The following is a 13106-nucleotide window of genomic DNA, read 5'->3' as shown; positions in this document are numbered from 1 at the left end:
CCCCCCCCCCTATAGCGCCCTGTAATCTGCTTTTTAAGTGCTTACGCTTGGTAAGTTTCAATCTAAAGCAGTCACAATTGGCTGAATGAGTGAGTGCATTGTCTCATTGGCTATGTCGCAAGTTCAAAACTAGAGCATGTCTCAATAAGTAAGTGTTGATTAAATATACCTGTAGCATGCTCTCCTTAGAAAGATGAGACCCTGTTTCTTATCTAACCATAATTAGGTTTATACAAAAGCACACCTTTCAACCTGAGCACTTTTCATACTGATTCGCCACTCGCTGTTAATCTGGGATTTACAGCAATTACCACAACGATGACTAACACCAATAAGTTACAGAATTGTTAAATTTATTATTTAATATTGTATACTTTATGCTAACCTAAATAGGTACATCGACTCTCTTCACATCTCTAGCAGTTCAGCCTTGCAAAGAAAACGCTAAAAAAAACAGTGAGACGTAAGGTTTAGGGGAGCTGCTTAATATTCAATTGAATAAGGAATTATCAGTGCCAAATCACAAGCTTAAAAATCTCGCGCTACTATCAGCTTTGGCGGTTTCGTTCTCTTCCGTCGCTGAAGAAGTGAAACTGTTCAATAACGCAATCAACTTTGAAAGCTCTGCCAATCAGCTCAATGTTGAAAGAGGTCAGCGCTCGACTCCTCAAACTATTGAGCTTAACCATGCACTAGACAACGCATTAGAAGTCGGTAACTACCTAAAGTTCACCGTTGATAATCTAGATGTACAGATTCAGTTAACAAAGGTCACTGTAAAAAATAGCGATCTAACCTATATTGATGGTCGTTCCAATGATGGCTCAGCAAGACTATCTATGGTTAAGTCGAAAGGTAAATACAGCGCGAAAATCTATCTAGGCCACAGCGGTTACCTATTAAGCTCATCAGCTAACGGTGGCTATACATTAAGTAAATTTGTTGAAGATAACTCACCTGTAGACTCTTCCGACCGTCCGGCTAGCAAAAGTTCGCCAGAGAGTCGCTCATCAGTTAATGGCCGGGAAGGCCTTGCTGGTATGGCTGCTTTTAACAGTGTAGCCATGGCTGCGAATGATCGTGAAGTGACGATTATTGTAGCCTACACTGCAAAATTAGCTACAGAGGTCGGTGATGTTGCCGCTTATATCGCACTAATGGAAAAAGACACCAACGATAGCTACATAGCCAGTGGTATTGATGCAACCGTTAATATCGTTCACTCTTACCAAACTGGCTATGTCTCGACTGGTGATATGTCAGAAGATAACTCTGTCATGCTTAACCAAGCGACTAGTGACTGGTTACTAAATCCAAATCCATTAGCACCGAATGGTTATGGGGTCGAACTCAAGAGCTTGAGAGACCAACATAGCGCTGATGTTATGGTGCTTTTAACTGACAAGAATGCGAGCTCTCCATGGGCCGGCTGGGCAGGTGAAGTCGGTGCAGATCAGAGCAATGCACTTTTTACAATGAGTAGTTGGGGAACCTTTAAAAATACCTTTGCTCATGAACTCGGTCACCTTTTTGGTGCTCGTCATGACACCGCAGCTGATAGTACTAGCACTCCATATGCATACGGACACGGCTTTTGTAATGCCAACAATACTTGGCGCACCATGATGGCAACTTCTACATCTTGTACTGGTACTCAGCTAAACGCTTGGTCTAACCCGAACAAGGTCTATGAAGGCTATACAGGTGGTACCGCAGATTTAAATGATAACGCACGCCTCCACAATGAAAGAGTGACAACGCTATCAGCATTCCGTACTGCAGCTCACAACCCACCAACCGCGACCATCACTGTAGCAGCTGAAGCATCTGAGCTATTAGCTGCGACATTTGAAGGCCAAGCTAACGACACAGATGGCAATATTGTCTCAACACTTTGGGATTTTGGCGATGGTGTCTACCATAATAAGCCATACGCTGAAGGTTATAGCGCGACCCACACTTATCAGTTTCCAGGTACTTATACCGCACGTTTCACTGCAACGGATAATAACGGTTTAATCAATACCACCACTCAAGATATTACAGTCACGGCGCCTACAGGCTCTGGTTACTGTTCGGCTAAAAGTGGCAATTCATTTTACCAGTACACATCCAGTGTTAACGTTAATGGCCTAACGCATACTTCTGGCTCTCGACTTTATACCGATCAGACTGAACTAACACCGTTCACTATCCATACTAACACTCCAACAGGTATTGAATTGGTCCAAGGCACTAGAAGCAGTAGCCATGGGCCTTATTCAGATCACTGGGCAGTGTTTGTTGATTTAAACCAGAACAACAGCTTTGATGATCCGGGCGAGCGCTTACACTTTTCAACACCAAGAAACCCATCATCTCGTGAGCCGATGTTAGCCAGTATCACCATCCCAGATACGGCCTTGGCTGGTGTAACACGTATGCGTGTTATTCAATCTGAAAAAGTACGCGCGGGCGAAACTGAGCTGGGTGCTTGCGGTGACGTTGTATTTGGCGAAGTAGAAGACTACAACATCAATATTATAAAAGAACCAAGCCCTGCAAATTTTGCAGCAAATATTACTACTGATAACTTAACAGTAAGTTTTGCCGACGGCTCTGCGAGCAACTCAGATATTGCATCTGTTGAATGGGACTTTGGTGACGGTTACTACAGCCAATCAAGCACTAGCACTTCATTTAACCCAGAGCATACATACTCATTTGCAGGTAGTTATACAGTTAAGTTAACCGTTACCTTAAAAAATGGCGACAAGCATACGCTAACTAAGGTTGTCGAAGTAACTGCGCCTGCAGGTCAAAACTACTGTAGCGCTTATGCCTTTAATTCTAAGTTCCAATATACAGCCAACGTGACAGTTAATGGCGTCAGTATCGACTCAGGCTCTGCCGGTTACACAGATCATACTGCAACTGTGTTACCAATTAACTACGGTGACAATACTGTTTCGTTCCGTCAAGGGGCAACAGGTACCGACACTTCCTACAATGCTGAATGGAAAGTCTATATCGATATGAACCAAGATGGCTTATTTGCAGAAGACGAAATAGAGAATGTGGTCTATTGGATCAATGCAGATACTAGCAACGCTATCGAACGTCCGTTTACAGTGCCAACCACAGCGCTAACCGGCAAAACAAGAATGCGTGTAGTGCAAAGCTACGAAAAAATCACCACCTCTTGCGGCCGTATTACCTGGGGTGAAGTTGAAGACTTTACCGTAGAGCTAAAAACAGATACGACTGACCCAGTAACGCCTTCAGATTTAGCGAATGGTGTCACTAAAACGGGAATTAATGTTGCTTCTAAAGAGTCTAAAACCTTTACATTTAACGTACCTGCCGGTGCCAAAAATGTGAATGTTCATATGGGCGCAGGTACTGGAGACCCAGATCTATACGTACGTTTTGGTGAAGCTGCGACTGATAACGTTTACGATTGCCGTCCATATACAGGTGGCAACCGCGATGAAACTTGTGACAGCTCTAAACTAACCCAGTCAGGTGGGCTTTACTATGTGACAGTGAAGGGCTACTCAGCATCCGACAATGTAACCCTCACAGGTACTTATGAAGATGGCGGTGTTGTCGACCCGGATCCAACCCCGACACCAACGCCAAACGCGTGTGCGACATTAAACCCGCAGACTCGTGGCAACGTGACTGATGGACAAGCCGTTTGTTTAGGTGGCAATCAAGTTTACCTCGGTCTTTATGTTCCTGCAGGTCAAACTCTGTTGACTCTTAAAACCAGCGGTGGTGACGGTGATGCAAGTCTCTACCAATCAGCATCCGGCTGGCCGAGTACAAGTAATAACCAAAACTCTTCAGTTACAGCTAACAGCAATGATGAAGTAATCACTGTAACTAACCCACGCTCAGGATGGCATTACTTCCTGATCAGCGGACAGGGAACAGGTACCGACTTTGTTGCTGACTACCAGTAATAACAAAACGAGAAACAGAAAAACTAATTAGTCATAATTAGCATACTAAATGGCGACTCCTCTCCTGCTATCTAATTTACAGCAGGATGAGGAGAGCCATATTTAAATCACTCCCCCTCTTACTCTGCGCTTATTATGTCGATGGCTTCCATAAGACCCAATAAAACACCCTTCCTTTTTGAACCAGCCGTAATAATTAAACACCAATAACATACATGCTCGAATGACTATATTTACAATCAATTACTGACGCTCTGTCGAGCTAGTTTTACACCGAGTAAGCCTGCAAAAACTGCACCTGAAGTAGATTAAATCCCGACAGAAACCTGCACTTTCAAGTGGCTTAAGATATACTTTGCGCTTCTTACAATCATTGACAAAGAATTCTCATGTTAAGTTACCGTCACGGCTATCACGCTGGCAATTATGCCGATGTTCTTAAGCACGCTATTTTGCTACAAGTGCTGAAATTGATGCATAAAAAAGACAAACCGATGGCTTATATTGATAGCCACGCTGGTGCTGGCGGCTATGCACTTACCGATGAGTTTTCTAAAAAGACGGGTGAGTATTTAGACGGTGTCGCCAGATTATGGGATCGCAATGACCTACCTGAGTCTTTAGTGCAGTACATCGCGGACGTAACGCACTTTAATCAAGGTAAACAAGAGTTAGAGTTTTACCCTGGCTCTCCTGCGTTTGTTGATATGAACATGCGCCAAAAAGACCGCATGGTATTACACGAACTGCACGGTACTGACTTTTTAACATTGGATGAGCAGTTTACCGGTGACAGACACGTAAAAGTGATTAAGGGCGATGGCCTTAAAGGTATGATTGCAGCAGTGCCACCACTAGAGCGTCGCGGCGTAATTTTAGTTGACCCTAGCTACGAAATTAAAACCGACTACCAAGATGTCGCTAAAGCGATTATCAAGGCGCACAAACGCTTCTCTACTGGCGTATTTATGCTGTGGTATCCAGTGGTCGACCGCGCGCAAACAGAAGGTATGCTTAAGCTGCTTAGCGATAGCGGCATTAAAAATCAGTTACGTATCGAACAGTCAATTAAGCCTGATAGCGATGAATTTGGCATGACGGCAGCGGGGTTATGGATTATCAACCCACCTTGGCAGTTAGATACTATCGCTAAAGAGATGCTCGACTATCTTGAGCGACGAATTGGACAAAACGGTGGTAAAACAGTGGTAAAGCAAGAAGTGCCCGAGTAGTTTTCCGCCACTCACAGATTAAATATAGCAGCCCATCTAAGTCATTAGCATGGGCTGTTTTGATTTAGTCACAATATCAGTCTGTATGCGCCACATACTGTGCCGGCTCCATGCATTCATCGTTATCATTAGCCTCTCGAACAAAAATCCCGATAATGGCAGTAAGGATACTGGTCTCTACAATATGACTTTCGCCACTTGAATAGCCTCTTTCATCTTGTTTCGTTTTATCATGGGCTGTGGTGACAAAGTCGCAACCGGCATTCATGGCGGTCCGTGACGAGCAAGCGACCGAACTAATACCAATCAGCAGCGTTAGCAATATCGCTGAAATCCTTTTCATATTTTTCCTTTATAAAATGACTAAAAAAATGCACCCGCTGCACCAGGGAAAACAACAGGACTGACATTGCCATTGGCGCTGACACTGGCCACACCAAACAGGTAGTTATCTATGACCATGTTATCTAGAGTAAATTCAGTCTTATTGCCGACATAGCGGCTGTGGGTCCATTCTGACTCAGTGGTTAGTCGCCAGTACACCCGATAGCCTACAACATCTTTTTGCGAAGCATGAGTCCAATTCAAAGTCGTGCTCGGCGATACCTGACCTTTAATGCTAACCTCTGTTGGCGGCGCGGGCGCCCATGCCATTGAAGCCAAACTAATGGCATTGAGTGCAGTTAGTTTGGCATTAAAGTTGAAGTCGACACCTTCGATAACATCACCGTAGGCGATACCATTCTCAACACGAATATCTTGGTGTTGGCGGTTATAGTTCTCATTAGTTTCCATTATCCGCACCGCAGGTAAACCCGCTTTGTTAAATGGTAAATGGTGACCACCACGACCAAATCTGTCTAAACGGTACACCAACATGACATCGAGGTTTGTCATGTATTGATCGGCCAGCGTTTTGATTTTACGGGCAAGGTTACGTGACGCTGAATCGTTTTCACCGCCGCTAAAATAGCGCTCTCTGGCCTCATCTTTGGTTTCTGCAATACGTACACCTTCAGAGAAAACCCGCACCGAGTGATTATCGATAACGCCGTTAATTCCTTCAATATTGCCAATCATGTCGTTGTTCAAAACGGCCTGCACCTGCCAGCCTTTATCTTGCGCGTATTGCGCTAATGTTGCGCCGCCATATAAGCCCTGCTCTTCACCTGAAAGCGCGGCGTACACGATACTGCCGTTAAATTGATATTGCGATAACACTCGCGCCGCTTCTATGGCTCCTGCGACACCAGAGGCATTATCGTTGGCTCCGGGAGAGATTGAGGTCGCGTTCATCACATCGGTGACTCGCGAGTCGATATCGCCACTCATCATCACCACGCGTTTAGGATCTGAATTGCCGCGTTGAATCGCAATAACATTGACCACTTCAGTCGGGTTTGGGATACGTTTTCCCGTAACCGTATCACCGAGGGTGATCACCTCTAAACAACCACCGCAAGCTTTAGATATCTGCTCAAATTCAGCTTTAATCCAACGTCTTGCGGCACCAATGCCTTGAGTGTCTGACTTTGTATCAGATAGCGTATGTCGAGTACCGAAACTAACCAGCTTTTCAACATCGCTATGCAAACGTGTAGCGCTTGGCGCAGTGGCAATATCATACAGTCGCATATCCTCTTCTGAGGGGGCAACATGTGATTCAGCGGCAATAGTTACCGTGGCCACAACAGTCAATGCGACAGTCGTTAAAGGCAGTAGGGAGCGACGAAAACAAGCAGTTAGATCTATATTCATTGCAGAGGTCTTTTGTTGTTATTTTACGCACCACTTTAGCAAATCAACGTCACGAATAGCCAATGGTAATGCGCTCAATTGTTAGCAGGTATGTCGGTGAATAAACGCTAGCGGCATCAACCACAGCTTCAGGCTGTTTTACTCAGTTATGCTGCGCCTCTCCAGCAACTATCGAAGATCCAGCTAGTATTATACCCGTACTACCTGAAGATGCTCGTTTCAGAGGCATTGTGCCAGTTCAATTCTAGGCGCATTGATGTAGAAATGGTTATTCCCTTTTAAGTGAGTGCAACAACGAAGTGGGCTGGCACAAAGCCTTCTGCGATGGGCTTTAATGGACTTTACTCTGTGTTATTGATTTTACTAAGGGAACGACCATTAATCGCAATCAATGCCTTGATTAAAACCCATTAAATTCCCACTGAACCCTGCATCTTCAAGTAGAACGGGTATAACTGTCGGCAAGTAAGAGATCTAATTCTTTAAAAAACCAACGCATTACTGGGCCAATTTCTTTATCGCGGCGATTTACCACACCAATTTCAACCAACAGCGGATCGGGAATATACTCAGTTGATAGCAGTGCTAGCTCATTAGAGTACCATTCTGTTTTTGCCACATGCTCTGGTACAAGTGCCCAACCCACGCCTTGTAATACTAAAGCGACAATGTAGTAGTAACTATCGATATACCAATAGCTTGGTGAAAGAGGCTGACTTTGTGATTGGCCTGTACGGTCACAAATAGCCAATTGCCGGTGTTGCATTAACTGCTCTAATGTAGGCGTGCGGCTCTGGCCGAGTGCATGCTTGGGCGATACCACCAAGCTATGTTTGAATTGCCCAATGGACATGAATTCAAGTGCATCAGGTAACAATGCAGTATGAAACATTATGCCAATGTCCGCTCGCCCTTCATCGACCCATAAAGCAATATCTTCTTGAGAGCCATTAATAATGGTGAGCTTAAGCATAGGGAACTGGGTTGATACTCGTAGGAAAAAATTCTCAAATGCGTTAACAGGCACCGCTTCGTCCATTGCTACCGTGAGTGTTACTTCCTCACCTAAAGTGGCGGTCATTGCGCGAGCATGTAAACGTTGGCACTGGGCAAGTACCGCTTGCGCTTCAATAAACATCTCTTCGCCAAGCGCAGTCAGTATTGGCAATTTAGCGCTACGATCAAACAGCTCAAAACCAAGATCGGCTTCTAGATTACTGATTGCCGTGCTGACCCGAGACTGTGCTTTACCCATGCGCCGCCCTGCCGCAGAGAAAGAACCTAATTTAACCGAGTACACAAAGGCGTTTAGTTCATCTAATGTCCAGTTCACCACAATCTCCTATATCAAAAACAGATAGAAACTAACTTTGTTCAATCTCAATAGCAGAGTAACCTGCCCACATTCCTACTTCAACACTGTAAAAGTAATGTCAGTATTCACACCAACATCAGCGCAAGACCAATCCATTAAGAAAACGTTCTGGCGTTATACTTTGCCTGCCATTGCAGCGATGTTGGTCAATGGCTTATATCAGATTGTTGATGGAATCTTTATTGGTCATTACATAGGTTTTGAAGGCCTCGCAGCCATTAATATGGCCTGGCCTGTTATCTACTTTATGGTCGGCTTTGGCATTATGGTCGGTATGGGTAGCGGTGGTCTATTGTCGATACAGCGCGGTAAAGGTGATTTGAGCACAGCGCCAACCATACTGACCAGTAGTATGATTGTCATGCTGCTATTATCAGCTGCTTCCACCATCATCATCTTACTGACCAGTACCTACTTACTGCAAGCCCAAGGCGGCATGGGTACGACGCTACAGATGGGACAAGACTACATCGAGGTATTTACTTGGGGTACCATTGCAACAGTGCTAGCAGCTGCATTGCCCTTTTTAATTCGCAACGATGAAAACCCTAATTTAGCGACAATACTGATGGCCTTAGGCGCTGTTATCAACATCGTATTAGACTACCTTTTCATTGGTATTTGGGATATGGGATTAACCGGCGCCGCGGTTGCGACCATAACGGCTCAAATCACTATCTGCCTGATAGGCTTAGGTTACTTTTTATCGGGTTACAGCAACATAAAGTGGCCAGCAAAGTTCACCCTATTCAACCTAAGCTTTAGTCGGCAAATACTATTACTTGGCTCATCCAGCCTGTTTATGTACCTATACACTAGTTTTGTATTTGCACTACATAACCGTTTATTTATGGATTACGGTTCGTCTATCACTGTCGGTGCTTTTGCTATTGTCGGTTATTTGATGGTGCTGTATTACTTTGTCGCCGAAGGGGTTGCCGAAGGACTACAACCACCTGTGAGTTACTATTACGGCGCAGAGCAGCATGAAAATATCAGCAAGATGCTCAAGCTGTCAGTCAAAGTGACTTTTATTGCTGGCATTAGCTGGACCTTGTTACTCAATCTTTTGCCAGAGCTAATGGTTGGCCTATTTAACAGTGAAGATCCGGTATTAATATCGACGGCAGTGGATGGGATCCGTATGCACCTATTTGCAATGCCGCTAGATGGCTTTATTGCGCTAGCTTCGGTGTATTTTATGGCGACAAACCAAGGTAAGAAGGCGTTGATAGTGGCCTGCAGTAATATGCTAATTCAGCTGCCATTTCTGTACGTTTTACCCAAAATCATCGGGGTAGATGGGGTATGGTTAGCCATGCCGCTGTCAAATATAACCCTGTGTTTGGTCGTTATGCCTATGGTTTACTTTGACATCAAGCAGCGCCAAATTAAGGGCAACTCAACAATGAGTATCCAACAAGCTGCGACTGCATAATACTCAACAGTACTTGGAAGGCCTTTCTAGGTTTTACGATAGCGCTGCAGCAAAATGTTGACCCGTTCGACATAAGCTTTAGTTTCAGCAAAGGGTGGCACCCCTTGATACTGCTCGACTCTAGATGCCCCTGCATTATAAGCGGCACAAGCCAAGGTGATGTCACCATCAAAACGCGCCAAAAGCTGAGCTAAATAACGGCTGCCAGCCTGAATATTCTCACTCGGTTTAAAGGCGTCGCTCACTCCGAGTTCTTTTGCGGTTGCTGGCATCAACTGCATTAGACCTTGAGCGCCAGCCTTAGAGATTGCAGATGCTTTAAAGGAAGATTCAGCATGAATAACCGCTCGAATTAACGCGGTTTCTAGCTGATAAGTCCGCGCAGCGAGACGAATGTCATCTTTATACTGCTGGGTATATAACGGTATCGATTGCCAGTTAATATTTGAGTTGGGTTTGCAGGCGTAACAGTCATATACGCGTACTTGGTAATGACCCGTCTCTGGTGGCCTGTCGGAAAAAACCACCACTCCAGCCGCATTTTGATAATGGTAAACCTTACTTGGTGCAGCTATAGCGGGTTGAGAGCGACCGCTTTTTGCGCTACTACCCAATACACTTTTGTTAGAGGGTTTAGCCACAAAATGTGGCTTACTGCTTTGTGCCCAGCTATAAAAGCTAAAAAGACTAAGCGTACATAGCAGCAAAGCTTTAATCATAACCCTAACGACCTATCTAGCTTTAGCAGGTCTACAATCGCGAACAGTTGCTTCATCTCTTTGTTTATTTGGCTAAATTCATACTCAAAAGTCGCCCCTTTGAATATCGACGCCATCTCAAAACGATTATCTTTACTCTGCAACATAATCAGTAGACGGTCTTGATAAAAAGCACATTGGATCTTGTTATCAAAGCTTGCAGATAATGCCTGTAAACGCTCCATAAAGGTCACCGTCAGTAGGAATCTCGCTTCTATTTGATCGCTAGAGAACACATCAAACTGTTTTTCAAAAATAGGATCTTCAAGTTTTACGCGCTCAAGTCCCTTAAAGCTTCCTGATAAGAAATTGATCAGCCCACCACGATTCTTAACCACCACAGTATGACCATCAAACGGTTTGTGGCTGCTAAGCTCAACCATCACCCCTCTAAAAACAGTCTGAGTTTCGGTGCGTTTATCACGCTGTACCTGTTTAGTCAGGTGTAGCTCATTGAGCGCTATTTCAACGCCTTTATAGGTGCCTTGTACATAATCGTCGAAGTGAGCATTATCATAATAAGGCAGAATTTTAGATGCCTTTAATTTACTCAAACTCATTTTGTGCTCACGACTAAAGATAAAGTCACTGCCAAAATACTTAAATATTTGCGGATAAATTCGCTGTTTGACGTCCTGTTTATAGTGTTTGATTGGACGATATAGCCACCATATAAAGGGCAGTAGCAATACCACCAGCGCTAAATAAAACAGCTCCGGTACTGAACCAAGATTAAGCATAGGTTTAAACATTAAGGCTAACAGCAGCAACGCTGCATAGATGGCAGCGCTTAAGTACAGCCTGCCACGGCAGGCTTTAAGGCTCGCGACTCGTGCGCTTTCAAACTTACTGGTTAGCGGTTCAATATGTTGTTGGTAGTGTGCTTTAAATGCTTCAAGCTCACCACTCGGTGCCTGCAATCTGTCACCGCTACGCAAGGCCTTGATCTGTGCGCCAAAAACAAAACTAAAGATATTCATAAAGTAACTATGTTAAATCGTATTTATTGGGTAAGACGCTTATGCAATTGCCAAAGCGTTTGTTTGCTCTGCGTTACTTTAAATAGTCAGCCGCATCTACGGGGGCTTTCGCTGCTTCATCAGCTTCGTAAAAAGGCATCACTTTTACATTTGCAATTGACGCAATGATTGAACCAGGGAAAATTTCAACGGCGGTATTGAGTTCAGAAGCGGCGCTATTATAAAAACGACGTGCGGCAGAAAGCTGTGCTTCAACTTCATTATAAGTTTGCATGGCTTGTAGCATGGTATTGTCTGAACGAAGTTCAGGGTAATTTTCAACGCTTACCATAAGTTGCGACATTTTTTGATTCAGCTGTTCAGATACTTGCAGATGCTTTTTTACGGCATCAGGGTCAGTGTCGCTATAGCCCGCTACTGCTTGTGTTCTAAGCTCGGTGATTTCAGTCAGTAATGACTTTTCATGGTCCATAAACTTTTGCGCTATCTTCAATATATTTGGCACTAAGTTCGAACGTTTTTTTAGCTGCACATCGATGCCTGATAATGCTTCTCGACCCGTATTGCGTTTTTTAATTAAGCTGACATACCAGAGGTAAGCAATGATCACTGCCAAGCCTAAGCCCAATAAAATACCTTCCATTACTACATATCCTTATCGTTGTTATTCGTGCCTTTCTATCGAGGCATCTTCACCAATACGCTGAGAAACTTACAATTTATCGCGTGACTATTGGCTTTAATAGCCACACTGTTACTTATTTAGCCGCCAAAATCCAGCCTAATAGGCTAACTAAGTTGCATTTTTTGTTGGTGTTTTTTAACTCACAATTCACGTTGTTGGCCTAATTAAGCCGATAAAATCACATTTCACTGCTTAATAGTACTGGCTTATCATCATTAAATGATTAGGTTTGCCAAATAACATTAACCGACCAAATTACCAACAGCAATTAAAATTAATCATATTTAAATCAGTAACTAATGACAAAACAAAACTAGTGCATTTTTGTACAGCCTTGCAATCAGGTTGCTATTCATTGCCAATGTATAAAGAAATTAGTGATGTATTGGACTATTAAAGCCTAAAAACCGGCATTAAGGTTTGAAAAGCTGGCTTAACGACCTGCTCACGGAACTTAATGCACCAGACTCAAACTCGCTTACTTTTCATTCAGCAAGGATACAGTTACGAGCGACTATAATCATCACATCCCAAGCGACATTGTTAGACAATCAATCCCTTTTTTGGACTCATTTAATATGAGTCCTTTTTTTTGCCTGAATTTACTTAAAAGTACCCACTAAGCACTTGTTTCAACATGAATAACTGTTCATCTAATCTGTCGTTAGTGTTCAGCTTTGATACAGCTTGTAGGCGCTATATTAGAGTCATCCCCAACGGACAGTTATTTTGTAAGTTTTACCGAACATTGTTAACCAATCAATCCCTTTTGGACTCATTCAACATGAGTCCTTTTTTTTGGCCGTTAATAATGACTAACACATTGTTTAAACATGAATAACTGTTCATCTAAACTGCCTTTAGTGTTCAGCTTAGATACAGCTTGTAGGCGCTATATTAGAGTCATCCCCAACGAACAGTTATTTTGTAAGT

Annotated in this window: 9 protein-coding genes; 3 read left to right on the top strand and 6 right to left on the bottom strand. The window is 43.7% G+C overall.

Features of this window, described 5'->3' with window-relative positions; translation table 11 throughout:
* Positions 1-512 precede the first annotated feature (512 nt).
* A complete protein-coding gene (locus tag AB4135_RS19495) occupies positions 513-3947 on the top strand; it encodes a GEVED domain-containing protein (RefSeq protein WP_371995100.1) in 3435 nt (1144 codons plus the stop codon).
* Between the two features lie 389 nt (positions 3948-4336).
* The gene (locus tag AB4135_RS19490; protein ID WP_371995099.1) at positions 4337-5179 is read left to right on the top strand and encodes a 23S rRNA (adenine(2030)-N(6))-methyltransferase RlmJ; all 843 of its coding nucleotides are present in this window, start codon (positions 4337-4339) and stop codon (positions 5177-5179) included.
* Between the two features lie 76 nt (positions 5180-5255).
* On the opposite strand, the gene AB4135_RS19485 is transcribed toward AB4135_RS19490, so the two are convergent.
* From AB4135_RS19485 to AB4135_RS19475, 3 genes are all read right to left on the bottom strand, one after another.
* A complete protein-coding gene (locus AB4135_RS19485) occupies positions 5256-5522 on the bottom strand; it encodes a hypothetical protein (RefSeq protein WP_371995098.1) in 267 nt (88 codons plus the stop codon).
* Between the two features lie 20 nt (positions 5523-5542).
* Positions 5543-6937, bottom strand: coding sequence for a M28 family peptidase (locus tag AB4135_RS19480; RefSeq protein ID WP_371995097.1), 1395 nt, complete (start codon positions 6935-6937; stop codon positions 5543-5545).
* Positions 6938-7373: 436 nt separating this feature from the next.
* The gene (locus AB4135_RS19475) at positions 7374-8270 is read right to left on the bottom strand and encodes a LysR family transcriptional regulator (protein ID WP_371995096.1); all 897 of its coding nucleotides are present in this window, start codon (positions 8268-8270) and stop codon (positions 7374-7376) included.
* Positions 8271-8367: 97 nt separating this feature from the next.
* On the opposite strand from AB4135_RS19475, the gene AB4135_RS19470 reads away from it, so the two are divergent.
* Positions 8368-9750 (top strand): MATE family efflux transporter, encoded by a 1383-nt coding sequence (locus AB4135_RS19470; protein WP_371995095.1) that lies wholly within the window; start codon positions 8368-8370, stop codon positions 9748-9750.
* A gap of 26 nt (positions 9751-9776) precedes the next feature.
* Here the strand turns inward: AB4135_RS19470 and AB4135_RS19465 are convergent, their stop codons facing one another.
* The 3 genes from AB4135_RS19465 to AB4135_RS19455 all read right to left on the bottom strand — a co-directional run bounded on the left by AB4135_RS19465 (position 9777) and on the right by AB4135_RS19455 (position 12131).
* A complete protein-coding gene (locus AB4135_RS19465; protein WP_371995094.1) occupies positions 9777-10469 on the bottom strand; it encodes a lytic transglycosylase domain-containing protein in 693 nt (230 codons plus the stop codon).
* A complete protein-coding gene (locus tag AB4135_RS19460; RefSeq protein ID WP_371995093.1) occupies positions 10466-11488 on the bottom strand; it encodes a DUF3137 domain-containing protein in 1023 nt (340 codons plus the stop codon). The genes AB4135_RS19465 and AB4135_RS19460 overlap by 4 nt, the downstream gene beginning before the upstream one ends.
* Positions 11489-11561: 73 nt before the next feature.
* Positions 11562-12131 (bottom strand): LemA family protein, encoded by a 570-nt coding sequence (locus AB4135_RS19455; RefSeq protein ID WP_371995092.1) that lies wholly within the window; start codon positions 12129-12131, stop codon positions 11562-11564.
* Positions 12132-13106: the final 975 nt, after the last annotated feature.

It is taken from the genome of Shewanella sp. 10N.286.54.B9, from assembly GCF_041468565.1.
Taxonomy (GTDB): Bacteria; Pseudomonadota; Gammaproteobacteria; order Enterobacterales; family Shewanellaceae; genus Shewanella.
This window is presented reverse-complemented; position numbering and strand designations above follow the sequence as displayed.

Coding starts and splice junctions, on each gene's coding strand:
- AB4135_RS19465 (WP_371995094.1), bottom strand. CDS start 10,469: ATGATTAAAGCTTTGCTGCTATGTACGCTTAGTCTTTTTAGCTTTTAT.
- AB4135_RS19485 (WP_371995098.1), bottom strand. CDS start 5,522: ATGAAAAGGATTTCAGCGATATTGCTAACGCTGCTGATTGGTATTAGT.
- AB4135_RS19480 (WP_371995097.1), bottom strand. CDS start 6,937: ATGAATATAGATCTAACTGCTTGTTTTCGTCGCTCCCTACTGCCTTTA.
- AB4135_RS19460 (WP_371995093.1), bottom strand. CDS start 11,488: ATGAATATCTTTAGTTTTGTTTTTGGCGCACAGATCAAGGCCTTGCGT.
- AB4135_RS19470 (WP_371995095.1), top strand. CDS start 8,368: ATGTCAGTATTCACACCAACATCAGCGCAAGACCAATCCATTAAGAAA.
- AB4135_RS19490 (WP_371995099.1), top strand. CDS start 4,337: ATGTTAAGTTACCGTCACGGCTATCACGCTGGCAATTATGCCGATGTT.
- AB4135_RS19455 (WP_371995092.1), bottom strand. CDS start 12,131: ATGGAAGGTATTTTATTGGGCTTAGGCTTGGCAGTGATCATTGCTTAC.